Annotated in this window: 17 protein-coding genes; 11 read left to right on the top strand and 6 right to left on the bottom strand. The window is 69.1% G+C overall.

What is annotated here, in order from left to right:
• Window positions 1–1515, bottom strand: a complete 1515-nt coding sequence (locus PZE19_RS05160; protein WP_277859503.1) for a circularly permuted type 2 ATP-grasp protein — start codon at window positions 1513–1515, stop codon at window positions 1–3.
• A gap of 406 nt (window positions 1516–1921) precedes the next feature.
• Between PZE19_RS05160 and PZE19_RS05155 the strand changes: the two genes are divergently transcribed.
• The 5 genes from PZE19_RS05155 to PZE19_RS05135 all read left to right on the top strand — a co-directional run bounded on the left by PZE19_RS05155 (window position 1922) and on the right by PZE19_RS05135 (window position 12148).
• Window positions 1922–3568: a hypothetical protein gene (locus PZE19_RS05155; protein ID WP_277859502.1), complete on the top strand. Its 1647-nt coding sequence runs from the start codon at window positions 1922–1924 to the stop codon at window positions 3566–3568.
• Entirely contained in the window at window positions 3565–4524 is a 960-nt protein-coding gene (locus PZE19_RS05150; protein ID WP_277859501.1) for a hypothetical protein, read from the top strand. The genes PZE19_RS05155 and PZE19_RS05150 overlap by 4 nt, the downstream gene beginning before the upstream one ends.
• A 36-nt stretch (window positions 4525–4560) precedes the next feature.
• Complete coding sequence (locus PZE19_RS05145; protein ID WP_277859500.1) at window positions 4561–8082, top strand: outer membrane protein assembly factor BamB family protein; 3522 nt, start codon at window positions 4561–4563, stop codon at window positions 8080–8082.
• Between the two features lie 182 nt (window positions 8083–8264).
• Window positions 8265–10601 carry an ABC transporter substrate-binding protein gene (locus PZE19_RS05140; RefSeq protein ID WP_277859499.1) on the top strand — a complete coding sequence of 779 codons (2337 nt, stop codon included), beginning with the start codon at window positions 8265–8267 and terminating at the stop codon, window positions 10599–10601.
• The gene (locus PZE19_RS05135; protein WP_277859498.1) at window positions 10568–12148 is read left to right on the top strand and encodes a spectrin repeat-containing protein; all 1581 of its coding nucleotides are present in this window, start codon (window positions 10568–10570) and stop codon (window positions 12146–12148) included. Before PZE19_RS05140 ends, PZE19_RS05135 begins: the two co-directional genes overlap by 34 nt.
• Before the next feature lie 14 nt (window positions 12149–12162).
• On the opposite strand, the gene PZE19_RS05130 is transcribed toward PZE19_RS05135, so the two are convergent.
• From PZE19_RS05130 to PZE19_RS05120, 3 genes are all read right to left on the bottom strand, one after another.
• The gene (locus tag PZE19_RS05130; RefSeq protein WP_277860346.1) at window positions 12163–12765 is read right to left on the bottom strand and encodes a GbsR/MarR family transcriptional regulator; all 603 of its coding nucleotides are present in this window, start codon (window positions 12763–12765) and stop codon (window positions 12163–12165) included.
• Window positions 12766–12878: 113 nt separating this feature from the next.
• Window positions 12879–13343, bottom strand: a complete 465-nt coding sequence (msrB, locus tag PZE19_RS05125) for a peptide-methionine (R)-S-oxide reductase MsrB (protein WP_368411277.1) — start codon at window positions 13341–13343, stop codon at window positions 12879–12881.
• A 147-nt stretch (window positions 13344–13490) separates the two neighbouring features.
• A complete protein-coding gene (locus PZE19_RS05120; RefSeq protein ID WP_277859496.1) occupies window positions 13491–14993 on the bottom strand; it encodes an aldehyde dehydrogenase family protein in 1503 nt (500 codons plus the stop codon).
• A gap of 433 nt (window positions 14994–15426) precedes the next feature.
• Here PZE19_RS05120 and PZE19_RS05115 point away from each other — a divergent pair, with 433 nt between their 5' ends.
• Complete coding sequence (locus tag PZE19_RS05115) at window positions 15427–16806, top strand: Gfo/Idh/MocA family protein (protein WP_277859495.1); 1380 nt, start codon at window positions 15427–15429, stop codon at window positions 16804–16806.
• A 109-nt stretch (window positions 16807–16915) separates the two neighbouring features.
• Here PZE19_RS05115 and PZE19_RS05110 read toward each other — a convergent pair whose 3' ends face one another.
• Window positions 16916–18004: a TlpA family protein disulfide reductase gene (locus PZE19_RS05110; RefSeq protein ID WP_277859494.1), complete on the bottom strand. Its 1089-nt coding sequence runs from the start codon at window positions 18002–18004 to the stop codon at window positions 16916–16918.
• A 332-nt stretch (window positions 18005–18336) separates the two neighbouring features.
• Here PZE19_RS05110 and PZE19_RS05105 point away from each other — a divergent pair, with 332 nt between their 5' ends.
• The 5 genes from PZE19_RS05105 (at window position 18337) to PZE19_RS05085 (ending at window position 22712) form a co-directional block, all read left to right on the top strand.
• The gene (locus PZE19_RS05105; RefSeq protein ID WP_277859493.1) at window positions 18337–19653 is read left to right on the top strand and encodes a Gfo/Idh/MocA family protein; all 1317 of its coding nucleotides are present in this window, start codon (window positions 18337–18339) and stop codon (window positions 19651–19653) included.
• 41 nt (window positions 19654–19694) lie between these two features.
• Complete coding sequence (locus PZE19_RS05100) at window positions 19695–20906, top strand: FG-GAP repeat domain-containing protein (RefSeq protein WP_277859492.1); 1212 nt, start codon at window positions 19695–19697, stop codon at window positions 20904–20906.
• Between the two features lie 174 nt (window positions 20907–21080).
• On the top strand, window positions 21081–21695 hold the full coding sequence (locus PZE19_RS05095) for a hypothetical protein (RefSeq protein WP_277859491.1): 615 nt from the start codon (window positions 21081–21083) through the stop codon (window positions 21693–21695).
• Window positions 21682–22077, top strand: coding sequence for a transcriptional regulator (locus tag PZE19_RS05090; protein WP_277859490.1), 396 nt, complete (start codon window positions 21682–21684; stop codon window positions 22075–22077). Before PZE19_RS05095 ends, PZE19_RS05090 begins: the two co-directional genes overlap by 14 nt.
• A 53-nt stretch (window positions 22078–22130) precedes the next feature.
• A complete protein-coding gene (locus PZE19_RS05085; protein ID WP_277859489.1) occupies window positions 22131–22712 on the top strand; it encodes an Npun_F5749 family FMN-dependent PPOX-type flavoprotein in 582 nt (193 codons plus the stop codon).
• Window positions 22713–22745: 33 nt separating this feature from the next.
• Here PZE19_RS05085 and PZE19_RS05080 read toward each other — a convergent pair whose 3' ends face one another.
• Complete coding sequence (locus PZE19_RS05080) at window positions 22746–24857, bottom strand: 3-keto-alpha-glucoside-1,2-lyase-like domain-containing protein (protein ID WP_277859488.1); 2112 nt, start codon at window positions 24855–24857, stop codon at window positions 22746–22748.
• Between the last annotated feature and the right edge of the window lie 85 nt (window positions 24858–24942).

The following is a 24942-nucleotide window of genomic DNA, read 5'->3' as shown; positions in this document are numbered from 1 at the left end:
TCAGGACCTTTCCTCGGGGGTCGGCCGTCCCGGGGCGCGGCGGCCGTCGGCCCCGGACCCGTGGAGCACCCAGGTGTCCTTCGTGCCCCCGCCCTGAGAGCTGTTGACGACCAGGCTGCCTTCCGGGAGGGCCACGCGGGTCAGGCCGCCGGGCAGGACGAAAACGTCCTCGCCGTAGAGGACGAAGGGGCGGAGGTCGACGTGGCGGCCGTCGAGCCTGCCGTCGATGAATGTGGGATGGCGGCTGAGCTGGATGGTCGGCTGGGCGATGTAGCCGCGCGGGTTGTCCTCGATCTTGCGGCGGAACTCTTCGCGCTGGGCCTTGGTCGACGCCGGCCCGATGAGCATCCCGTATCCGCCCGAGGCGTCCACCGCCTTGACGACGAGCTTCTCCAGGTTTTCGAGGATGTGCTGCCGGTGCGACGGGACGAGCGGCCGATAGGTCTCGACGTTGTTCATGATCGGCTCTTCGCCGAGATAATACTTGATGATGTCCGGGACGAAGGGATAGATCCCCTTGTCGTCGGCCACGCCCGTCCCCAGCGAATTCGCCATGCCGACGTTGCCGGCGCGATACGCGCCCATCAGGCCGGCGACGCCGAGGATGCTGTCGGGCCGGAAGGCCAGGGGGTCGAGGAAGTCGTCGTCGAGCCGGCGATAGATCACGTCGACGCGCTGCAGGCCCCGGGTCGTGCGTCGGAAGATCTGGCCCCGGTCGTAGACGAGGTCGCGGCCCTCGACGAGGTCGAGCCCCATCTGGCGGGCGAGGAAGCTGTGCTCGTAATAGGCCGAGTTGTACATGCCGGGCGTCAGCACGACGACCGTGGGGTCGTCGCAGCCGTCGGGGGCGATGTAGCGAAGGACCGAGAGCAGCTTGTCGGTGTAGTCGTCGACGGGCCGGACGTTGTACTCGGTGAACAGGAACGGGAAGATCTGCTTCATCACCTGGCGGTTCTTGAGCACGTAGCTGACGCCCGACGGCGTGCGGCAGTTGTCCTCGAGGACCAGATATTCGCCGGCCGCGTCCCGGATCAGGTCGATCCCCGAGACGTGGATGTAGATGTCCTTGGGCACCCGCAGGCCGAGACAGTCGCGGCGATAACCCGACGCCCCGAAGATCAGCTCGGCGGGGACCACGCGATCCTTCAGGATCGAACGATTGTGGTAGACGTCGCGTATGAAAAGGTTGAGGGCCCGGACGCGCTGCTTCAGGCCGCGCTCGATCCCGTCCCATTCGGCGGCGGAGACCAGGCGGGGGATCGGGTCGAACGGGATGATCCGTTCCACCCCCTGGTCGCGGCCGTAGACGGTGAACGTGATGCCCTGGTTGCGCATCGTGAGGTCGGCCACCTTGTGGCGGCGCTCGATCTCGTCGGGCCCAAGCTTGATCAGGCGGTCGTACAGCGGCGCGTAATGCGGCCTCGGGGTGCGGTCCGGCCCGAACAGCTCGTCGTACGACGCGAGTTTGTAGCCGCTGAACAGCGCGGCGCTTTCATCCGAGTGGGTCGCTTGCATGGGCAGGAATCGGCGGACCGGGTGTGCGCGATGGTCGACAACCCCACGTACCTGGGCGCGTGGGAACGGGGCGCTGGCCAAGGGAGAGGTGGTGCGCGGTACGTCGGGCGGCCGACCCAGGGGGAGAGGACGGCCTTCGCCCGTGCGGACGCCCGCTCCCGACCGATGCAGGCCGGGTCGGCGTCCCGCCCCCGCTCGGTTTTCGTTCCGGACCCTCCGCGCAGCAATGTTGTATCAGGATGCGGGCCCCTTGACCAGTCGGAAGCGGCGCCGCCGGAGGTCGCCGGGGCCGAAACTTTGAAAAACCTCGGCGACGGCGAGTCATCCGCGGGGACGGACGTTAGAATCTTAGGATGGCCATTCTCGCCGACCCCCCAGATCGACCGTCGGCCCATCGGTGACGCTCATGTTCACGACCTCACGACTCGCCGCCGTCGCCCTCGCCTGTTGCGCGATCCCGGCCCTGGCCGCCCTCGCGCCGCCGACCGCCCGCGCCCAGCCCCAGCAGGCCCAACCGCAGCAACAAGAGCCGGCCGTCCTCGCCGGCGTCCAGTACCTGCAACGGGCGTATGCGGGCAGGCAGGTCGGCGAGACCGCCATGATCGCGCTGGGTTTGCTCAAGGCCGAAACCCCCGTCACCGATCCGGCGCTCGCCGCCTGCCTGGCCAAAATCCGTTCCCGGTTCGTGAGCGGGGGTTACAAGGCCGAGCGTAACGCGGGTTTCGACATCTACGAGGCCGCCGCCGTCGCGCTCGCCCTGTCCAACCTCGAGACCGCCGAGCGCGGCAGCCTGCTGGAGACGATCGGCGAATATCTCAAGCGCAAGCAGAAGCCCAACGGAAGCTGGGACTACGACCCTCGGCCCCACGGCGACGCGTCGATCTCCCAGTACGCAATCTTGGGGCTCTGGGAATGCGAGAACAACGGCGTCGCCGTCCCTCCCTCGGTCTGGGACCGGGCCGCGCAGTGGTACATGTCGGTGCAGAGCTCGGCGGGGAGCTGGAACTACCACCGCGACGAGAACGACGCCGACTCGATTTCGATGACCGCCGCCGGCGTCGGCAGCCTCCTGATCTGCCGCCGCCAGCTCGAGAATTATCGGAGCTTCCAGAAGGGCCTCAACCCTTACCTCACGCCGGTCGAGGACAACGGCCCGCGGGCCGACTACAAACCGGCCTCCAGCCTCGCGCAGATCAACGCGTCCATCGCCCGCGGGATGACCTGGATCGGTTCGAACTTCAGCACCGCCGACACCAAGATCTTCGGCAAGTCGATGTTCTACGGCCTCTACGGCATCGAGCGGATCGGCTCGCTGTCCGACCGCGAGGCGATCGGCCGGATCGACTGGTTCGCGAAGGGGGCCGCGTACATCCGCGGCAGCCAACGGCCCGACGGCTCGTGGACCTACCCGCCTTACAGCGACGACGTCACCACCGTCTGGGCGATTCTCTTCTTGACCCGCTCGACCAAGAAATCCCTCCAACGGTTGGACTCGCGCAAGCTGGGCTCGGGGACGCTCCTGGGCGGACGCTACCTCCCCAGCGACCTGACCACGATGACCGTCGCCGGGGGGCGGATCATCAGCCGGCCGATGAACGGGGCCGTCGAAGGCATGCTCGACGTGCTGGAAGACCCCCGGATCGCCGACGCCGACACGGCCGTCGCCGGGATCCTGGACCGCTACCGCAAGCAAGGCCCCGTCGCGCTCCGCCCCCATAAAGACCGATTTCGGCGGATGCTCCGGTCCCGCGACGCCGGCCTGCGCGAGGTCGCGTCGTGGGCGCTCGGGCGCAGCGGCGACCTCGACGCGGCCCCCGACCTGATCAAGGCGCTCGAAGACGGCGACGAGAGGGTCGTAGCCGCGGCGCGACAGGGCCTCCAGCTCATCGCCCGCAAGATCGACGGCCCCGGCCCGGAGCCGGGCGCGACGGCCGAGCGGAAACGCGCCGCGGCCGAAGCGTGGCGGACGTGGTACGAGGCCGTCCGCCCGCTCGACTCCACCTCGGCCGACGCGCCGGCGACGGCGAGCCCGCCCGCGGGAGGCAAGCCATGAGCGTCTCCGCCCCTCCCCTCGAAGCCGTCGAATCGAAGCCGAAAGTCGGACGCGAGCCTCGCGTGCTGGGCGAGTCGCGCTACGACCGGGTCACGTCGTTCCTGATGGCCGTGGTCATGGGGGCGCTGCTGGTCGTCGGCTGGCTCGCCCTGATCTTCGTCAGCAATCAGGAGTTCGCCTCGCGCGTGACCTCGCCCCTGCACATCGTCGAGGTCTTCGGCGGCGGCGGGGGCTCGCCCGACGGCACGGCGGGGTCGACGGAGAAAGTGAACGTCGCCGGGGCCGACGCCGCGGCCGTGGCCTCGAACAACGAGGAGACGCCCGGCGAGTTCGAGCAGCCCTCGGTCCAGACCACCCCCGGCGCGATGCTCGACGCGGCCTTGGAGGCCGGCAAGGCGATCGCCGAGGTCGACGTGGGCGCGGCGATGCCCAACGGCGGCGCCGTGGCGACCGGGCGGCGGGCCTCCAAGGTCGGCACGGGCGGCCCGGGCCTCGGCTTCGGCCCCGGCGACGGCGGCGTCAGCCGCGAGAACCGCTGGAGCATCATCTACCCGGAAGGCCAGCGCCCCGAGGAATACGCCCGCCAGCTCGACGCTTTGGGGGTCGAGCTGGCCGTCGTGTCGGGCAAGGACCAGCTCGTCTACGCATCCAACTTCTCCAGCCCCACCCCCACCCGCCGCAACGGCGGCAGCGGCGGCGAGGGCCGACTCTACTTCATATGGGAGGGGCGGGCCCGCAAGGCCTCGGACATCGTCCTGCTCCGCAAGGCGGGGATCGAGGTCGGCGAGGGGACCGTCTTCCAGTTCTACCCCCCCGAGGTCGAGCAGCGGCTGGCCGAGCTGGAACAGCGCTACCGGGGCCGCACGCCGGCCGAGATCCGGGTGTCGCGGTTCGCGGTCGTCCCCAAGGGCGGTGGCTACGACTTCAAGGTGGTCGCGCAGGAAACGCTCCGATGACTCAAGACGCCCCCCACCGGAGGCGGCCGACGCCCCATGGCCACTCTTGAAATCCACGAAGGACCCGGCAAGGTCCGCCTCGTCGAGCTGGATCGGGAGCACCCCGTCCTGCTAGGCTCCGCCGCCTCGTGCGACATCGTCCTGCAGGGCGGGGGGATCCTCCCGGTCCACGGCCGGATCCGCTGGCGCGGGCGCCGCTTCAAGGTCGACGCCTCGCCCGACGCCGAGTTCCTCGAGGTCAACGGCCGGAAGATCGTCTCCGCCACCCTGCATCAGGGCGACGAGCTGACCATCGGCCCCTGCCGACTCTTCGTCCTGACGCTCGACGCCCCGAAAGCGGAGGCGCCGTCGCGGTCCGAGAAAAAACGCCGAAGGCCCGCGAAGGAGGAAGAGGCCACGAAGGTCTTCCAGGGCGCGGTGCCGATGTCCTCCATCGAGGCCCCCGTCGTCGTGACAACGCCTGAACGACGACCCTCGGTCTTCGATCAGGACGACTTCCTCGACGACGTCATCGAGATCCCGCCCGACGAGGAGCCCGAGGTCGCTACGTCGAAGCGCGGCGAGGTCCGGGGTCGAGGCCGCGAACCGAAGGGGCCGGGGCCCATCGCCCGGTTGTTCGCCCGCTGGCGGGGCGCGCGAGAGGCGGAGGACGCACCGGGCCGCGAGGTCGTCGCGGCCTCGCCGACCGTCCTGGCCCTCGTCGCCTTGCTGGGCGTGCTCGTCGGGATGGGCTTCTGGCTGAATGCGATCATCGCCCGCACGATCGCCTCGCGGACGTACAACCACGCCATCGAGCTGATGGAAGACGGCGACAAAGCGACCGCGATCCGCGACTTCGACGCATTCGTGGCCAAAAACCCGGCCGACCCTCGCGTCGGCAAGGCGAGGACGCTGCGGGCGCTCGCAAACGTCCGGCAGTACATCGCGGTCTCCGGCGCGACTTGGTCGAGCGCCCTCGATGCGGCCCGCGAGATGGTCGAGACCGTGGGCGACCTGCCCGAGTTCCGCGACGAGAAATCGGAGCTGGCCGACCTCACGATCCGCATCGGCGAGGGCCTGGCCGACCGCGCCAAGCGCGACGTCAACGCCAAGGCGCTCGCCGAGGCGGAGTCCGCCATCCCGCTGCACGCGCGGATCGCCGGGGACTCGGCGCCGGCCTTCCTCACGAAGTCGCGCCTGCCCGGCGTGCTCAACGAGGCGCGGGCCGCGATCCGCAAGGCCGAGACGAGGCTGAAGACGTTGGCGGCGATGGATAAGGCGATCGAGGAGAAGTCGGCCTCGCGGGTCTACAAGGCGCGCGACGCGCTCTTGCAGACCTACGGCGACCTGTCGAAGGATCCGCAGCTCGTCGAGCGGATGGTGCGGGCCAACGACCTGATGCGTCAGGCGGCCAGAATCGATCCGTCCCGTCGGCCCGCCGAGACGACGGAACGGCCCGACCCGCTCGGGCCGCCGACCACGTTCGTCCTGCGGTCCAGAACCGACGCCCCCGGGGCTCCGACCGCCGCCGACGGGGTCGTCTTCGCGGTCGCGGACGGGTCGGCCTACGCGATCGACGGTCGCTCGGGCGCGCCCCTCTGGCGGACCTCGGTGGGGCTCGCCTCGCCCTTCACGCCGACTCCGGTCCCCGGCGACCCGAGCGTCCTGGCGGTCGACGCCCGCCGCAACGAGCTGACGCGTCGCGACGCCCGCACCGGCCGCCTGATCTGGAGGCAGGAGTTGGGCGAGGCCGTCGACGCCCCGCCGCTGGTCCTCGGCGAGCAGGTCTACCAGACGCTTCCCGCGGGCCGGCTGCTCGTGATCGGCCTGGCGACGGGCGAGGTGGAGGCGGCCGTCGACCTTGCGTTCCCCGTCACGCGCAGCCCCGTCGGCGACGAGTCGGGCCGCTTCCTGTACGTCATGGGCCGGAAAGACTGCCTCTTCACCATCGCCCGCGATCCGCTCGCCTGCGTCGACGTCCAGTACCTGGGCCACAGCGAGGGCGCGATCCCCTGCCCCCCCGCGCGGTTGGGCCGATTCCTCATCGTGGCCGAGAACGACCGCATCCGCGACGGCCGCTGGCGCATCCTGGTGCTCGACGAGGAAGGGGCGAAGCCGCGGGCCGTGCAGTCGATCGATCTTCCGGGCTGGACCTGGGACGCCCCCCCCTCCTCGGGCTCGTCGATCTGGGCGATCGGCGATCGCGGTGGCATGGAGGTCTTCGCCGCCGGCGATTACGCCAGCGCCGACCCCCTAAGGTCGCTGGCGAAATCGAGCCCCGACGCGACGGCCTCGGGCCCGGCCTTCGGGCTCGCCACGTCGGGGCGCGAGGTCTGGGTGGCCGCCGGCCGCAGCGGCCGCTACGATCTCGACTCCGAGGGGGGCAAGCTGACCAGCCGCTTCCTGCTGGGCGACCTCGGCGTCGCCGCCGCGCCCGTGCAGTCGGCGGGACGGCGGATCATCGTCTCGACCCAATCGCCTGGCGGCGGCGTGGATCTGCGCGGGATCGACCCGTCGAGCGGCAAGCCCGATTGGGCCACGGTCGTCGGCGCCGCCTGGCCGACGCCGCTCATCGCCTCATCGGACGGCCAGGGCCTCGAAGGGGTCGATCGGGCCGGTCGCCGCATCCGCATCGCACGCTCCGACCTCGAAGGCGGGGGATTCGTCTCGGCGCTCCTCCTCAAGCCCGGCGACCCCCGCGCGCCCGACGGGCGGCTGCGGACCGTGACGCAGGACGGGAAGACTATATCGGTGATCGTCCCCGAAGCGCGAGGGACCGAAATCTGGGCGGAGGATCCGAAGGAGGTCGGAGGCTGGAACGCCACGGAGCTACCCTCGAGCCTCGCGACGACGCCTCTCCCCTGGTCGGGCGGGCTCCTGATCCCCGGCGAAGATGGACGCGCCTACCTGATCGACCCGTTGACGGGGAAGTCGGCCGCCGAGCCGCTGGTCCCCGAGTTCGAGCGCGAGCGCGGCGGACGGTGGCTGGCGCCCGCCGCCCTCGACGCCGAGTCGGCCGTGCTGGCGGACGACGCGGGTCGGATCCGACGCCTCGTCGTCCAGGCGGCCCCCGTGCGGAGGATCGTCGCAGAGGCTGAAACGTCCCTGGATCAGCACCTCCTCGCCGACCCAGCCTGCACCGGCACGGCCGTGATCGTGGCGACCGCCGACGGCTCGATTCGCGCGCTGGCCGGCCGCGACCTCAGCCCCATCGGCTCGTGGAAACTCGACGCCCCGCTCCTGGGCCCCCCCCACGCCGTCGACGGCCGCGTCGTCGCCTTCGACGCCGCCGGCGGCGTGCTCTTGCTGGAGCGGGACGGCCGTCGGGCCTGGTCGACCTCGCTGGGGGTTCCGGCGGTGGGCGCACCGCTCATCCGCGACGACGTCCTGTGGGTCGTCGACCGCGCCGGCCGGGCCCGCGGACTGGCGATCGCCGACGGACGCGAGGTCGCGGCCATCGACCTCGGCGTCCAACCGGTGGGCGGGCTGATCGCCGTCGGGCCCGACGTCTTGGTCCCCTCGGGCCGGGGAGTCCTCCAACCGCTCCGCCTCGAACGCACCTCGGAGACCAGGCCATGACGCCGAACGGCGAACGCCTCCGATCCCGCCATCGCACGCGACGTTCGGCCCTCGCAACGTCGACGAGCCTCATCCTGCTCGTCGCCGTGATAACGGCGTCACCCGCCCAGGACGGCGCGCGGCCGGCCGGCGTGGTGGCGCCAGGGGAGCTCCTACGATCCTTCCCGTTCGACCGACTCACGTTGCTCGACGATTCGGTCATCCTCGTCGAGCCGGTCAGCCCGCGGCCGCTGCCGCCCCTGGAGATCCCCAAATCGTCCCCGGCGCGCGGCCGCGGGACGGGCCCCAAAATTCCCCTCGAAGGCAACATCGGCCTGCCGGGCGAGCCCAGCAAGTTCGAGGCGGCCGACGCCAAGAAGGAAGCTCCGAACAGCCCCGATTCGCAGATCACCGTGCATCTGGCCGAGGAAGCCGCGACGGGCCGCGGCGACGCCCGAGACTTCAAGATCAAGCGCGGGCATCTCAAGAAGGTCGAGTACTTCGAGGACATCCTGCTGGCCGAAGGCGAGCGGCTGCAGCTCGCCCGCGACTACACGCGGGCTTTCGAGCACTTCCTCCGGGTCCAGCAACGCGATCCCAAATGGCCCGGCCTCGCCGATCGCGTCCATGCGCTGCTGCTCGCCGAGGGGAAGCAGGCGCTCGGCGACGGCGACGTCACCCGGGGCCTGCGCCTCCTGCGCGAGCTGCACGCGCGGAAGCCCGACTACCCCGGGCTCGTCGACCAGTTCGCCGCCGCCTACTCCGGACGGATCGAGAACGCGATCGGGCTCGGGCTGTATCCCGAGGGCCGTCGCCTGCTCCACGAGCTGGATGAAGTGGCGGCCGACGTCCGCCAGGCGAAGGACCTACGCGCCAAGTTTCAGGAGATGGCGAAAGCCCGCGCCGCGCGGGTCGGCGACGGCACGAACGCCGAGCGGCTCGACGCCCTGGTCGAGGCCCTGAGGATCTGGCCGACCCAGGCGGGCCTCGACGCCGAGTACGCCAGGGCGTTCGGGGCGGAGCCGACCCTCGACGTGGCCGTCGTCGACGTTGCATCGCCGGTCGGTCCGTGGGACCGATCCCCGGCCGACGACCGGGTCGCCCCCCTGCTCTTCCGGCCGATCCTCGCCGACGATTCGGACGAGTCCCGTCGCGGCGAGCGTCCCGGCCAGCTGGCCGAGGCCCTGGAGTCGACCGACCTCGGCCGCCGCCTCGTGATCCGCGTGCGGCCGAACGTGCCCTGGTCGGACGGCTCACGAAACGTCTCCGCGATCGACGTCGCCCGCACGCTCATCGACCGCTGCGACCCACGCAACGCCTCCAAATATCAGGCGCGCTGGGCCGACCTCCTCGACAAGGTCCAGCCGATCGACGAGCATCAGGTCGAGCTGAAGCTGAAGCGGCCGCTGCTCAACGCGGCCTTCTGGCTGGACGGCCCGGTGGCGGCGGCCCATGCCGGGATCGACGGGCGGGTCGTCGTCTCGGCCAAGGAACGTCGGCTCGTGGGGTCGGGGCCTTTCGTGTGCTTCGACTCGTCGCCCCAATCGACCGACCTGCGGGCCGCGGCCGACGCCTCGGGCGGCGCGGCGGGGGGCAAGGTTCGTCGGATTCGCGAGGTCCGTTACGATCGCCCGGCCGCGGCGCTGGCCGCGTTCCTGCGAGGCGACGTCAGCCTTCTCGGCCACGTTCCTCCCGATCAGGCGGCCAAACTGGCCGCGACGTCGGGCGTCGGGGTGGGCAAGTTCGCGCAGCCCGCCGTGCACGTGCTGGCGCTCGACGGCCGATCGCCGGCCCTCCGCAATCGGACGCTCCGGCGCGCGATCTCGTACGCCGTGGATCGGAAACTCTTGCTCGAAGAGACCATCCTCAAACGCCCGCCCGCCGATCCCGACTTCCCCGCGGACGGCGTCTTCCCTCGGGGCGGCAACGCCGACGCGGCTGGGGTCAAGCCGCTGGAATACAACCCCGTCCTGGCCGTGGCGCTCGCCTCGCTCGCCAAGGGCGAGATCAAGGCCGACGCGATCAAGCTCAAGCTCGAATATCCCGCGGTCGCCGAGGTCGAGGCCGTCGTCCCCCGGCTCGTGGAGGCGTTTCGCCTGGCCCGCATCGAGGTCGTCCCCGTCGAGGTCCCGCAATCCCGACTGGAGTCCGAGCTGCGGGCCGGGCGGAAGTTCGAGATGGCCTACCGCGTCCTGCGATGCGACGAGCCCGTCCTCGACGCCGGGCTGATGATCTGCCCGGGCTATGACGCGCCCCCGTCGGCGAACGCCCTGGCCTCGGCCGCCAGCCCGCGGATCCTGCAGCTCCTGCTACAGCTCGAACAGGCGGCCGAATGGCCCACGGCGCGGGGGCTGGCCACGCAGATCGATCGAGAGCTTCGCGACGAGCTGCCGGTCATCCCGCTCTGGCAGCTCGGCGACCACTACGCCTGGCGGTCGCGACTGAAAGGTCCCGCCGAGTCGGCCGACCGCCTCTATCAAGGCCTGGAAAACTGGGAGATCGCGCCGTGGATCGCCAAAGACCCGTGGTCGAGCGAGTAGCCTTCCTGGCGCTTCTGCTCGCGACGTCCGGAGTCGGACGAACTCAGGAGACCCCGCCGCCGCTCGAAAATCGGCCCTACAGGATCGCGATCCACCTCGCCTCGGCTTCCGCCGCGCGACTCGATGCGGGCCGGCGCGACGAACTGGTCGCGCGATGGTCGGAGATGGTCCGGCGGTTCGTGGGCCCCGCGTGGTCGGTTCAGCTCGCCGAGACGCCGAGCCCGCTGGTCGGGGAAGGGCTGGAACGCCTGAAGGCCGAGGACCTCGCCGGTTTCGACCCCTCGTTCGACAAGGCCTGGCTCATCTGGGTCGACGTCGACCGGGACGACGACGCACTCGTCTTCTCGGGGAGGGAGTACGACGCGGCTACCCGCTGGCTGGGGCCGCTCCAGCGCCGCCAGGCCCTCTCGCCGATGGACGCGCCGCGCACCTTCTTCCTCTTCACGATCGACCTCTTCAGCCCGTCGGCGCTCATCGTCGGCCAGGAAGGCGGCCGGGCCCTGCTGAAGGTTCAGGGCGCGGCCATCACGGCGGCCAGCGAACTCGGGGCCGTGGTCGCCAAGGGGACGACGTTCATCCCCATCCGACTCGTCACGACGAAGGAGGAAACCGTTCGCATCACCCGGATCGCCTTCACTTACCTTGCGGCCGAATCCATCGAAGGCTCGATCGCGCGGTGCGCGATCCTGAGCGCGTTCCGCGACCCCCTGTCGCAGCGGATCTCCCGGCCCAACACGCTGGCGGCGCTCGGGATCAAGGCGGGCGATTCGGCGCTCCACCTACGGTTCGTCGACAAGACGACCAAGGCCCCGGCGGCCGGCTACACGCTCACCGAGCGGCCCGCACCCGACGGGCCAGTCCGCAACGTCGGCATGACGGACCGCTCGGGCCGGATCCTCGTCGAGCCCGGCCCGACCCGCTCGGTCGTCAAGCTACGCCTGCTGGCCGGCGATTCCGAACCGCTCGCCGAGTTCCCGATCATGCCGGGCGAGAGCGTCGAGGAACGCGAGATCGCCGTCGACCCGCTGCCGCTGGCCTCGAGATACCAGGTTCAGCTCGACGCCCTCCGCGACGGGATCGTCGACCAGGTCGCCATGCGGGGCAGGCTCGAACGCCTGATGCAGTCGCGTCTGGAGGGGGAGGACTGGTCCGGGCTCCAGGAGCTACTCAAACAGTACGAGCGGCTGCCGGCCCCTGCATCGTTCGGCGACGCCCTCAAGAAGCTCAAGGAGGAGGCCACGAAACTCTCTTACGAGTCCACCAAGACGACGGTCCTGACGCGGCATCTCCAGGCCCAGTTCGACGAACTCCAGGGCCTGATCGACGGCTATCTTGGCGAGGACGCCTCGCTGGCATTCGCCGAGGCGCTCAGCAACAAGAAGAAGGAACAGGCCGACGCCAAGGCGGCCACCAAGAAGAAGTTGGAGGCCCCGCCCTTGCCGCCTCCCGGGGCGGAGAAGTCCGCCGAGCCGAAGGTCGAGGCCCAGCAGAAGGCGCCGGTGCGAGACGCCGACAAGCCCGGCGCGCCCAGGGCGGATACGCCCTGAGCCTGGGCTCGAAGTTATTGCTCGGACGCCTCCTCCGCGAACTCGTCGGCCTCACCGGCCGAATCGGAGGCGTCGAAGCCGACCTTGCCGGCCTTGCCGCGACGCGAGAAGAGCTTGGCGATCAACGTCCCGCCCTTGAACAGGCGGAGCATGGCGGGTGTAGGGAGGTTCTCGATCTGGCCGTACCAGTCGGTCACCATCCGCGTGAACGCCAGCATCTTCTCGAGTTGCTCGCGGGTGTAGGCCTCGGCCTCGCCGCCGACCTTGGCCTCCTCGATGCAGTGTTCGAGGAGGCTGATCGTCGGGTCCATCTCGCGACGACGGCGCTCGGCCATGATGACCCGGAACGTGTCCATCACGTCCTTGAGCGCTTCGAAGCGGTCGCGGCGATCGCCGATGATGTGCACCCGGCGCACCACGCCCCAGGTGATCAGCTCGCGGAGACTCGTGGAGACGTTCGACCGACTGACGTCGAGGAGCGTGCTGATCTCCTCCGCGTCGAGAGCCGAAGGTGCGATGAACAGGAGGGCGTGGACCTGGGCCATCGTGCGGTTGATCCCCCACGCCTGGCCCATCTCGCCCCAGTGGAGCACGAATTTCTGCGCGGCAGGTGTCATTTCCACGATTGTCACCGCTTCGTCAGGTTGGACAGTTTCTACTGAAAATGTACCGCCTGTGAAACGACTGAACAAGTCGAAGAAAGAGAAACCTCCCATGCGACGACGCGGTCTTACGGCTTTTTCGGGTCGGCCGGGCCGGAATCGCCCGATTTCGCCCCGCGCTTCTCGAAGTCGATCGACGCCGAATTGATACAGTAGCGAAGACCGGTCGGGTTGGGACCGTCGTCGAAGACGTGGCCCAGGTGGGCGTTGCACTTTCGGCAGAGGACTTCGGTGCGGCGCATGAACAGGCTGTCGTCGACCTCTTCCTTGACTTCCTTGCCGTCGTCGACGGGCTGGTAGAAGCTCGGCCAGCCGCATCCGGAGTCGAACTTCGCCGCCGAGTCGAAAAGGGGTTCGCCGCAGCCGACGCAGCGGTAGACGCCGTCTTCCTTGTGGTTCCAGTACTTGCCCGTGAAGGCCCGCTCCGTGCCCTTCTCGCGCACCACGTGATACTGCTCGGGAGTGAGCTTCTTTCGCCACTCCTCCTCGGTCTGGGGGACCTCGGCCGCCGGGGCTTGGTTTTCGGTCGGCATGATCTTCGGTTTCTCCAGGATCGGCTGGCCGGCCGGGGACACGCGTGCGGGCCGAAAAGTCGCCGCGATCGCGAGCAGGGCCATCAGTCCGATCGTCGCCGTGAGAATCGTTCGCGTACGCATGGCAAGAGTTCTCCCGTGCTCATTCTAGGCGCGAGGGTGGAACAGGCGTCGGTAAAATTCCAGGTAGCCGTCGACCACTCCCGACGGCTTGTATGGGAAGAGCTGCGGGCGGAACCCACCCGCTCGACGCTCGAAAACGACTTGGGGGGCGACGAACTCGCGAAGCCCGAGCAGACCGTGGGTGCGGCCGAAACCACTGGCCTTGAAGCCGCCGAACGGGGCGGCCGCCGAAGCCGTGGGGGTCACCGCCTCGTTGACGCAGACCATGCCGGCGACGATCCGCTCGGCGACCGCCCGCGCGGCCTTGCGGTCCGCCCCCCAGACGCTCGCCGCCAGGGCCATGCGGCTGGCGTTCGCGGCCTCCACCGCCCGATCGACGTCGGCGAAGCCTCGGATCAGCAAGACCGGGCCGAACGCCCCTTCCAGGACGCGCTCCGGCTCGGGCGAGCGCGCCATCAGCAGCGTCGGCGCGTAGAAGCAACCCGGACCCTCGATCGGCCGGCCGCCGGCGAGGATCTCGGCGCCCGCCTCGACGGTCGCGCGGATGGTCCGATCGAGCCGCGAGCGGGCCTGATCGTGGATCATCGGGCCGACGTCGATACCGGGACGCGCGGGATCACCGACCCGAAGTCGACCGGTCGCCTCGGCGAGCGCACGCGCCAGGGGGGCGGGATCGCCGACCACGAGGATCCGTTTGACGGCGACGCACGTCTGGCCGCAGCCGACGAAGGCGGCCCAGAGCAGGCTCCGCGCCGTGCTCTCGACGTCGGCCCCGGGGAGCACGACGGCGGGGTCGAAGCCGGACAGCTCGATCACGGCCGAGACGCCCCGGGCCGCGACGGTCTCGAGGGCTCTGCGGCCCGTCTCGACGCCGCCCGTGAAGACCATCTTGGCGATCGGCGATTCGAGCAAGGCCCGGCCGACGTCGCCGCCCCCCTGGACGATCCCGACGAGGCCCTCCGGCGTGCCGGCCTCGAGCAGGCTCGCCTGGAGCCTGGCGGCCGATGCGATCGCAAGCTCGGAAGGCTTCCAGACGACCCCGCATCCGGCCGCGAGCGCCTGGGCCATCGGCCCGGCGTTGAGGAACAACGGGTAGTTCCAGGTGCCGATCATGCCCACGACGCCCAGCGGCCTCCAGCGCAGGCGTCCGGTCGGCGTCAGCAGGAAGCGCTGCCACGAGGGGCCCAGGCGTTCGTCGGCCAGCGCGGCGCCGCCGTTCTTGACCGTCCACCGCAGGGCGTCGAGCGTGGGGATGACGTCGCCGGCCATCGCCTCGACGGCGGGCTTGCCGATCTCGTCCCGGATGAGTTCCGCCCACTCCCGGGCGTCGCGGCTGAGGATCCGCCGCCAGCGATCCACGAGCGCCCTCCGCTCGCGCCAGGGGGCCTCGGCCCAGGATGCCTGCGCTCTTGTGGACCGCTCGACGACGGCGGCGACGGCGTCCGGCGAGGTCGCCGCGACCCGACCGATTTCGGCGCCGGTCGCGGGATTTCGGGTGATCAACGACTCATCGAGTGCGGTCGCCATGGGGTCCCTCCGGGACGGGCTCGCCGATTCGGCGTCGCGAGCGGAGCCCTGTCCGCGCCACGATAACAAAATCCAACGCAAGCGCCGCCCTCGACCGCGGCGGCGGACCGTCCCCCGAAAATCACCGATTTCGTTTGGAGGCCGGCCGGGGGAAGGGGTATGATCCAACCGTGTCGAAGGGTCCAGGCCGCAGCGAACTTGCACGGGGACTCGACCACGCTTTCGAGCCCGCGAACACCGTGCGACCCCCCGCTTCGTCCTCGCCCCCCCTCGCTGGAATTCCGGATCGCGGCTTGAATCATCCCTCCCTTGTCGTGCGAAACCTCGGACGGCGGGCCTCGCGCCCTGCATCGTCCCGGGCGTGGGCGTGGTGCATCGGTTGTCGACCTCGGACGTTCTCCCAACCGCCACTTGCATTCGCTGGAGCGAGCACATGACCGACCCTCAGAATGGCGCCTCGCGTCGTGACTTCCTGAAGACCGGCGGCGCGGTCGCGACGGCCGCGGCCTTCGCGCAATCGGCCGCCCCCCTCGTCCACGCGGGCGAGGACAACACGATCCAGGTGGCGCTCGTGGGCTGCGGCGGACGCGGCACCGGCGCGGCCGAGAACGCCCTGTCGACCAAGAGCGGGCCGATCAAGCTCGTGGCGATGGCCGACGTCTTCGAAGACAAGCTGAACGACAGCTACTCGCAGCTCGAGAAGATCTTCGCCGAGTCGAAGCAGGTCGAGGTCCCGGCCGAGCGCAAGTTCATCGGCTTCGACGGCTATAAGAAGGCCATCGACTGCCTCAAGCCCGGCGACGTCGCGATCTTCGCCACCCCGCCGGCCTTCCGCTGGGTGCACTTCTCGTACGCGATCGAGAAGGGCATCAACGTTTTCATGGAGAAGCCGGTCACCGTCGACGGCCCGACCTCCAAGCGTATGCTCGAGCTGGGAGAGAAGGCCGCCGCCAAGAACCTGAAGGTCGGCGTCGGCCTGATGTGCCGCCACTGCAAGGCCCGCGGCGAGCTGTTCGACCGCATCAAGGGAGGGGAGATCGGCGACATCATCACGATGCGCGCCTACCGCCAGACCGGCCCCGTCGGCTCGGCCTACGTGCCGCCCAAGCCGAGCGACATCAGCGAGCTGATGTACCAGATCCGCAAGTTCCACGGCTTCCTGTGGGCGAGCGGCGGCTGTTACAGCGACTTCCTCATCCACAACATCGACGAGTGCTGCTGGATGAAGGACGCCTGGCCGGTGAAGGCCGAGGCGAGCGGCGCCCGCACCTACCGCGGCGACTGCATCGATCAGAACTTCGACACGTACTCGGTCGAGTACACGTTCGACGACGGCAGCAAGTTCTTCCTCGAAGGCCGGAACATCGACGGCTGCAAGTCGGAGTTCGCCAGCTACGCCCACGGCTCGAAGAACTCGGCCGTCATCTCGACCGCCGCGCACTCGCCGGCCAAGTGCCGCATCTACAACGGCCAGAAGCTCGGCTCGAAGAAGGACCTCGTCTGGTCTTTCCCCCAGCCCGAGCCCAGCCCGTACCAGCTCGAGTGGGATCACCTCGTCGAGGCCATCCGCACCGATCACCCCTACAACGAGGTGAAGCGCGGCGTCGAGGCCAGCCTGGTCACCTCGATGGGCCGGATGGCCGCCCACACCGGCGAAGTCATCACCTTCGACGACATGCTCAACTGCAGCCACGAGTTCGCCCCCGACCTCGAGAAGCTGACGATGAACGGGGCCGCCCCGCTCCAGACCCTGCCCAACGGCAAGTACCCGATCCCGCAGCCGGGCATCGTCCGCGACCGCGAGTTCGGTTGATCGCGAGGGCCTGCCAAACAGGTTGCAAAGAACCCAAGAAGCCCCGGGCGGCGACACATGTCGCCGCCCGGGGCTTTCCTATTTCGCGTCTTGCATCTCCGGCACCCGTTCAGTGCGTGGGGGCGTCGCCTTTGGCGAGCAGCTGCGGGATCAGCTCGTCGAGCTTGCCGCGAGCCTCGACGGAGGCGAGCTTGCCCTCCTTGTCGACGACGAACAGCGAGGGGATCGAGTGGATGCCCCATGACGAGCTGAATTCGCTCTGCCAGTAGTTGCCCTGATAGTACTGCGGCCAGGAGATCTCGTTCTTGGCGACGAACTCCTTGAGCGCCTTGAGCCCGCCGTCGGCCTCGGACCGGTCGAGGCTGACGCCGATGAACTCGACGCCCTTTTCGTGGTATTTCGCGTAAAGCTCCTTCATGCGCGGCAACTCCGCGACGCAGGGGCCGCACCAGGTGGCCCAGAAGTCGAGGACGACGACCTTGCCCTTGAGGCCGGCGATCGACACGTCGCTCCCCGTCACCGCGTCGGCGAATTTCAGCTCGAACGGCTTGCCGACCGCCTCCTGCTGCTTGCGAAGGCCTCGGATCGACCCGGCCGAGTTCGAGGTGGGAAAGTCCTTGAGGATTCGATCCTCGATCACCCGCTTATGCGATGCGTCTCCCATCGTGCGAGCGATCGCATAAAGGAGCGTGGGTCCTCGCGGATCCGTCGGGGCGGTCCTCAGGAAGTCCTCGACGAGCGGCTCGACGGCCTTCGGATCACCGCGGTGCAGCCCCATCGACGCGACGACCTTGAGGTACATCGCCCCCGCCTTCAAATCTCCGTCGGCACCGCCGGCCAGGACGTGGTCGGCCTCCTTCATCAAGTCCTCGGGCTTATTCTCGATCATGAGATAGGGGCTGCGCCAGCGCTCCAGCATCAGCGAGGCGAGCCGGGGGTGATCGGGATGGCCTTGAAACAGCTCGAGAATCAGCCTGGAGCGATCCGAAGCGAATTTTCGAAGGGCCGTGCTGTACTCCAGCACCGCGGCGCGGTCCTTGGCCTTCTCGCGATCGAAGGTCGGCTTGGCGATCGCGTCGAGGTCCTTCAGGATCGCGTCGGCCGGTCGATCCTCGGCCCGCACGACCGCCGGCGACGCGACCATGACGACGAACATGGCGACGACGACCCGCATCGTGCTCGCAAGACTGGGCTTCATCTGGTTCTCCTTCGGAATTCGGGAGTTCTCGAACACAGCCTTGAATCCTACGGCGGCCCGTGTGGGCGCGGCGAGTAAGCTCCCCGGTATTTCAGGCCCCAAGTCTTCACGACGGGCCTCGGACGGCGCGTCTTCGCCATCCTCTCGGACGCTCGGGAGCCGGCCTCTTCGCGCGGCCATTCGAGCATCGTTCTCGCGGCAAATCGCGGCCTCAGTTCGCTCGCGCGGCCCGGGGTTGGTCCTTGAGAAACCCGCGGGGGTCTGGTACGAAGCTTGGGGGTCTTTTGCGGGACGGGGAACGACCGACTCCCGCCGATCTCGGAGGGTATGTGATGACCGAACGATGGACGAGGCGAGAGTTGCTGGCCTATTCGGCCTTCGGGGCCGCGGCGACGGGCCTCGCCCCACGCACCCGCGCCGGCCAGGACGCGCCGGCCGTACCGAAAGCCAGCGGTTCGCCCAACGAGGCGATCGTGCTGGGCTTCATCGGGGTCGGGGGCATGGGATCGGGCCTGCTGAACATCTTCAAAGAGTTCCCGGACGTCCGCGTCGCGGCGGTCTGCGACGTGTACGAGCCGCACGCTCGTCGCGCTCGGGAGGCCGCCGGCGGCAAGCCCGACGTCTACGGCGACTTCCGCAAGGTGCTCGACCGCAAGGACGTGGACGCCGTGGTGATCGCCACGCCCGACCACTGGCACGCGATCCCGACGATCATGGCCTGCCAGGCCGAGAAGGACGTCTACTGCGAGAAGCCGCTGACCCATCGCGTGGCCGAGGGCCGCGCTGTGGCGAACGCCGCCGCCAAGTACAAGCGCGTCACCCAGATGGGGAACCTGATCCACGCCGGCGAGAACTACCATCGCGTCGTCGAGATCGTCCGCTCGGGCGTGCTTGGGAAGATCACCAAGACGCGGGCCTGGATGGCCGCCTCGCGCGAGAACCTGGGCCGCCCCGCCGACGCCTCGCCGCCGGCCGGCTGCGATTACGACTACTGGCTCGGCCCCGCCCCCGAGCGGCCGTTCAACATCAACCGCTTCACCTTCAACTGGCGATGGTACTGGGACTACGGCGGCGGCATCCTCACCGACTTCTGCTGCCACCTGATCGACCTCGTCCACTGGGCGATGGAGGTCGACGCGCCCCGGACGATCTCGGCGACCGGCGGCCGGTTCGCGTCGGACGACTCGGCCGAGACGCCGGATACCCTCGAAGTCGCTTATGAGTACGAGAAGGGCGACGACAAGTTCCTCCTCTCCTGGAGCCAGACCGACGCCAGCGACCACGGCTTCGACGGCAAGCCGCAGGGCGTCATGTTCCAGGGGACCGAGGCCACACTGGTCGCCAACTACAAAGAGCATCAGATCTTCCCGGTGAAGGGGAAGACGATCGCCGAAGCGCCCAGGTCCCTGCCGCGCTCGGTGGGCCACCATCGCGAATGGCTCGACGCCATCCGTTCCCGGGCGACTTGCTCGTGCAATTTCGAGTACGGCCACCGGCTCACGTCCGTCGGAGAGCTGGGGAACATCTCGCTCTGGACCGGCGAGAAGCTGGTGTGGGATGCCGCCGCCGAGCGGATCACGAACCACGTCGAGGCCAACCAGTTCCTCACCAAGGAATATCGCAAGCCGTGGGTCCTGCCCACCGTCTGACAGCACCCTCCTCGCTTCTCGTCCCACTCTCGGAGAATGCCATGAAACGGATGATGATCGCCGCCGCCTTCGCCGCGGGGGCGTCGTGGCTGGCGTCGTCGGCCTCGGCCGGCGAGCCCAAGTGGAAGCAGCACACGATCAACGGCAAGAGCGAGTTCGAGGCGGCCGGCGTCCTCGACGTCGACGGCGACGGCAAGCTCGACGTCGTCTCGGGCGACACGTGGTACCAGGCCCCGGATTGGAAGCCGCACCCGGTCCGCCCCGTGGATCGCGTGGGGACGTACTACAACGACTTCGCCACCCTGCCGATCGACGCCGACGGCGACGGCGACATCGACGTGGTGACGGCTTCGTACTTCGGCAAGGACGTCGCGTGGCTCGAAAATCCCGGCAAGGGGGGCGGCAAGTGGGCCCACCACCCCATCGACACGCCGGGCACCAGCGAGGCCGCCGCGGCGGTCGACCTCTCGGGCGACGGCGTCCCCGACATCCTGCCGAATTCGACCAACGTCGTGGTCTGGTATGAGGTCGCCAAGAAGGCCGACGGCAAGGGCGTCGAGTTCAAGAAGCACGACTTCGGCACGGCGGCCGCCGGGCACGGCGTCGGCTCGGGCGACGTCAACGGCGACGGCCGGGTCGACCTGCTCACCCCCAAGGGCTGGTTCGAGGCCCCCGCCGACGCCTCCCGCGAAACGTGGGCCTGGCACCCCGACTGGGAACTCGGCACGACCGGCATTCAGATCACCGCCAAGGACGTCGACGGCGACGGCCTGTCCGATTTGGTCTACGGCATGGGCCACGACTTCGGGCTGTATTGGGCGAAGCAGTCCAAGGGCGTCGACGGCAAATCCGTCTGGACGAAGGCCCCGATCGACGAGACCGTCGCCTCCGTCCACACTCAGCTTTGGGCCGACGTCGACGGCGACGGCAAGGCCGACGAGCTGATCTCGGGCAAGCGGGTCTACGCCCACGAGATCGAGCCGGGCGCGACCGACGGCTCGCTGGTCGCCTGGTACAAGTTCGATCCCAAGTCCTCGAAGTGGAACAAGCACGTCGTCTTCCAGGGCCAGCCGGCGAAGAACGCTCCCGAGAAGGGCGCCGACCGCCTGGCGCTCCGCGACTTCCCCGCGGGCACCGCAGGCACCGGCCTCCAGGTCACGGCGATCGACATCGACCGCGACGGCGACGTCGACCTCGTCTGTCCCGGCAAGAGCGGGCTCTACCTCTTCGAGAACCTCGGCTCCGGCAAGTGATCTCAGGGTGAGTCGACCCATCGCGGCGCGTCTCCCGAGCACCGGTGACGCGCCGCGATTTCTTCGCCACGCCTTGGCGCGGCACGGCCAAGGCTTTACTCTGCAAAGTCGCAGCGATTGCGACGGCGGATCGAAATCGAGACTCCCAACAGCGTCGAGCCGCGAAGGGGCCGCATGGAACTCAAGGAAGCCTTGGTCCAGATCACCGAGATCCGCACCCAGATGGCGCGGTCCGAGGTGTTCCGCGGCTACCGGGCGGTGCCCGCGGCGTTTTCGGGCGCGGTGGCGCTGACGGCGGCCACCGTGCAGGCGTTGGCGATCGCCGACCCGATGCAGCAGTGCCCGGCCTATTTGACGTTGTGGATCGGCTCGGCGGTGGTGAGCGGCGCCTCGGCGGTGATGGAGATGGTCATCCGGGCCCGAAACGCCGGCTCCTCGCTCACGCGTGAGCAGACGGCGCTGGCGATGGAGCAGTTCTTCCCCTGCCTGGCCGCGGGCGGCCTGACGACGTTGGTGATCGCGCGGTCGGCGCCGGCGTTGGTCTGGATTTTGCCAGGACTCTGGCAGGTCTTCTACAGCCTGGGGATCTTCGCCACGTCGCGGCTGCTCCCCAGGCCGATGTCGGCGGTCGCCGTGTTCTACGCGGTCACGGGGTTGACCACGCTGGCGACGGCCCAGGGCGAGTGGGCGCTCAGCCCGCTGGCGATGGGGGTCCCCTTCGGGGTCGGACAGTTCCTGGCCGCCGCACTGCTCTACCGCACCCTGGAGCGCGACGATGACGCAGCCTGATCCCAAATCCGCCGAGCCGACGGGCCGCTTCGCCTACGACGGGCTGGAGCGGATCTTCCACGAGAAGGCGCGGCTGGGCATCATGACGTCGCTGGTGACGCACTCGCGGGGCCTGGTCTTCGGCGACCTGAAGGACCTCTGCCAGCTCACCGACGGCAACCTCAGCCGGCACCTCCAGATCCTCCACGAGGCCGGCTTCGTCGAGATCTGGAAGGGCTTCCACAAGAAGCGGCCGCAAACGCTTTGCCGGGTGACGGAAGGCGGCCGGCGGCGGTTCCTGGAATACATCAACGTCCTGGAGACCGTCGTGCAGGACGCCCTGAAGGCGGCCACCGGCTCGGCCGCGAACGCCAATTTGGCCGAGGGGTGGTCCCCGGTGTGATGGCCCAGGACGGGCGCGACCCGACCGATTCCCCGGGAACGCGGGGTGGACTCATGCCCGCCGAACTCTGGAGACCCTCGCTCGACCTGGCCCTGCACCGCAACCGGCATCATTACCAGATGCGCCTGGTGCAACTGGCGACGGTCCGCCCCGACAGCCGGCCATCAATCCGGACGGTCGTCTTCCGGGGCTTCCTCGACGACGCCCGCCGGCTGGTCTTCACGACCGACGTCCGGTCTTCCAAACGCGGCGAGATCGAGAACAATCCGTACGGGGAGATCTGCTGGTATTTTCCCGAGACGCGTGAGCAGTTTCGACTCGCCGGCCTGCTGAGCCTGGTCGACGACTGCACCCCGGACGCGGGCCTCCGCGAGGCCCGGGGCGACGTGTGGGGCGGACTTAGCGACGCGACCCGGCTGAGCTTCACCTGGCCCGCCCCGGGAGAGCCGCGCGACCACGACTCCCCCTTCCCCTCGGTCCCGCCGGACGCCTCGCATCCCGTCGAGACGTTCTGCCTGATGATCCTGACCGCGACGGAGGTCGACCACCTGGAGCTTCAGGGCGACCCCCAGCACCGCTGGAAGTACGAGGCCGATCCACGCGGTCGCTGGTCGGGCCGCGAGGTCAATCCCTGACGTCGCGGCCCGCCGTGAGAGGTCGATTTGCGCTCAGGGACGCTTCTGGGAGAGCATCCAGTCGATCGTCTCCGGGTCGTTGTAAGCCCGGTCCCAGCTGTTATGTCCCACCGCCCGATATTCGGTGTACTCGGGATGGGCGCCCGCGCTCTGTAGGGCCTCGATCAGCGTACGCATCCCGAGGTGGAGGCGAGGCGAGTCGGCGTCGCCCACGAAGCCGCGGATCGGCAGCGATAGGAAATGGGTGACGTCCTCGGGCCGCCCGGGTCCGCAGATGGGGGCGATCGCGGCGAACTTCTCGGGATGCTGCGCGGCGATGTTCCACGTCCCCATCCCGCCCATCGAGAGTCCCGTCAGGACGACGCGCTTGGGATCGACGCGGTACGCCTTCGAGACCTCGTCCAGGGCTTTGAGCGCAGCCTTGGCGTCGTCGGAGTCGGCCTGCCAGGTCTTGCGAGCCTGGGGGAACACCACGATGGCCGGGATCCCGCCTCGTTGGACGATCGCGGGGCCAAGTCCCACCTGGGACGAGATCACGCCGTCGTCGCCCCGCTCGCCGGCCCCGTGCAGGAAGAGGATGGCCGGATAAGTCTTGGATTCGTCATAGCCTTCGGGGACGTAGATCGTGTATTTGTACTCGCCCTGGTCGGTAGTGACGCTGCGGAGGTGGAAGCCGGCGGCCTTGGGGTCGACGGAGGCGTCGGGCGACGGCACGCGCTGGATCATCACGTCCTTGAACTGGACCTCCATCGCATCGCCCGCATGGACCTGCAAGGCGATGAGGCCGTCGCGGGCGATCGCCGGGTCGGTTTCCTTGTAATCGACGGCCGTCACGCCGTTGAGATAGATGGTGATCCGGTCGCCGAAGGCGCGGATCATGTAATGGTTCCAGTCGGACTTGTTGAGCTTGGCGAGGGCCTCGGCCGAGCCCGGTACGAGCGTCTTATTGCGGCGCGATTCGTCATAGAGGCTGGCCCAGTAGCCTTCGCCGATGTCGGCCTGATACCCCGACATCTCGGTCCCGGGGACGCGGACGCTCCGCAACTGCACCCCGCTGTTGCCCTTGCCATCGACGACGCGGAAGGTCAGCGAAAGCACGAAATCGCGGTAGGGCTCCTTAGTCGCCAGGAAGACGTTGTGATCGAGCTTCTGCGACTTCCCGACGATCATGCCGTCGTGGACCGACCATACGGAGGTATCACCTTCCCAGCCCGTGAGGTCGCGGCCGTTGAACAGTGGGACGAAACCGGCCGTCTCGACGAGCGCCGGCTCGCCGTCGAGCTTCCGCGACCAGTAGGTCATGATCGAGGCCGAGTAGATCCCGCCTGCGTTGCCTTGACCGTCGGGCGTGTTCGAAAAGGTGCCGTCCGATTTCCGGCAGCGGGCGATGAAGGCCCGCAGGCGGTCGAGGTCGGGCTTCTCCTTCAGAAGGAAGAGGGCCCTCATGACGCGATACGAGCTGCCGAGGTCGGACGGGCCGCCGTCCCGGGACCAGCCGCCGTCGGCGTGCTGGCCCGCCTTGATCGCCGTGACGGCCGCCTCGCGATTGAGGAGGCTCCCGCCCGAACGGAGGACCGTGGCGGCTACGGTCCCTGCGGCGAAGGCCTGGCCGGGTCCTTCGGCGAACGTGCCGTCGGGCTTGCCGAGCTTCGAGATCTGCTCGACCCAGCGCTGAAGGTCGGGCGATCGACCGTCGACGGCCTCCATGCCGGCGACCGCCATGCGGACCTGCTCGTCTTCCTTGGCGTTCTCGTGGAAGAAAGCCACCGCGCCGTCGACCATGGCCCGATCGACGATCTTCAATTCGGCGGCGGCCATCAGGCCGGTCGAGGTCGTCAGCGAATCCGCCTTGCCGCCGGGCGTGGGGGCGAACCCGCCGTCGGCCTGGCAAGACTTCACGTATTTGATGCAGGTCAGGACGTCGGGAATCGACCCGCCGAGATAGCGGAGGGTGCGCACCGCGCCGCTTGTCGAGCCCAGGGACGAAGGCTGTCCGGGCGCGGGCCCGAATCCGCCGTCCTTGTTCTGGAGCGAGGCGACATACGCCGCCGACTGCGCCCATTCGGCCGGGGTTTGCGCCCGGGCCGGCGGGAGGGACGACGCCCCGACGAGGACGACGGCGAGAAATCCGATCGAACGTCTCATGGCGGCGGATGCTCCTGGATTAGGGCTCGACGGCGTCGGGACGCGGCCCCGACGCGTGTCCTCGCGGTGATGCGATCCGGAACTC

The organism is Paludisphaera mucosa, assembly GCF_029589435.1.
Taxonomy (GTDB): Bacteria; Planctomycetota; Planctomycetia; order Isosphaerales; family Isosphaeraceae; genus Paludisphaera; species Paludisphaera mucosa.
The sequence above is the reverse complement of the archived record's forward strand: the minus strand, read 5'-3'. Positions and strand labels throughout refer to the sequence as shown.

Bases quoted from the DNA above. Each gene is read 5' to 3' on its own strand.
- PZE19_RS05115 (WP_277859495.1), top strand. From the start codon at position 15,427: ATGACCGACCCTCAGAATGGCGCCTCGCGTCGTGACTTCCTGAAGACC.
- PZE19_RS05160 (WP_277859503.1), bottom strand. From the start codon at position 1,515: ATGCAAGCGACCCACTCGGATGAAAGCGCCGCGCTGTTCAGCGGCTAC.
- PZE19_RS05090 (WP_277859490.1), top strand. From the start codon at position 21,682: ATGACGCAGCCTGATCCCAAATCCGCCGAGCCGACGGGCCGCTTCGCC.
- PZE19_RS05150 (WP_277859501.1), top strand. From the start codon at position 3,565: ATGAGCGTCTCCGCCCCTCCCCTCGAAGCCGTCGAATCGAAGCCGAAA.
- PZE19_RS05155 (WP_277859502.1), top strand. From the start codon at position 1,922: ATGTTCACGACCTCACGACTCGCCGCCGTCGCCCTCGCCTGTTGCGCG.
- PZE19_RS05100 (WP_277859492.1), top strand. From the start codon at position 19,695: ATGAAACGGATGATGATCGCCGCCGCCTTCGCCGCGGGGGCGTCGTGG.
- PZE19_RS05120 (WP_277859496.1), bottom strand. From the start codon at position 14,993: ATGGCGACCGCACTCGATGAGTCGTTGATCACCCGAAATCCCGCGACC.
- PZE19_RS05080 (WP_277859488.1), bottom strand. From the start codon at position 24,857: ATGAGACGTTCGATCGGATTTCTCGCCGTCGTCCTCGTCGGGGCGTCG.
- PZE19_RS05130 (WP_277860346.1), bottom strand. From the start codon at position 12,765: ATGACACCTGCCGCGCAGAAATTCGTGCTCCACTGGGGCGAGATGGGC.
- PZE19_RS05110 (WP_277859494.1), bottom strand. From the start codon at position 18,004: ATGAAGCCCAGTCTTGCGAGCACGATGCGGGTCGTCGTCGCCATGTTC.
- PZE19_RS05105 (WP_277859493.1), top strand. From the start codon at position 18,337: ATGACCGAACGATGGACGAGGCGAGAGTTGCTGGCCTATTCGGCCTTC.
- PZE19_RS05085 (WP_277859489.1), top strand. From the start codon at position 22,131: ATGCCCGCCGAACTCTGGAGACCCTCGCTCGACCTGGCCCTGCACCGC.
- PZE19_RS05145 (WP_277859500.1), top strand. From the start codon at position 4,561: ATGGCCACTCTTGAAATCCACGAAGGACCCGGCAAGGTCCGCCTCGTC.
- PZE19_RS05095 (WP_277859491.1), top strand. From the start codon at position 21,081: ATGGAACTCAAGGAAGCCTTGGTCCAGATCACCGAGATCCGCACCCAG.
- msrB (WP_368411277.1), bottom strand. From the start codon at position 13,343: ATGCCGACCGAAAACCAAGCCCCGGCGGCCGAGGTCCCCCAGACCGAG.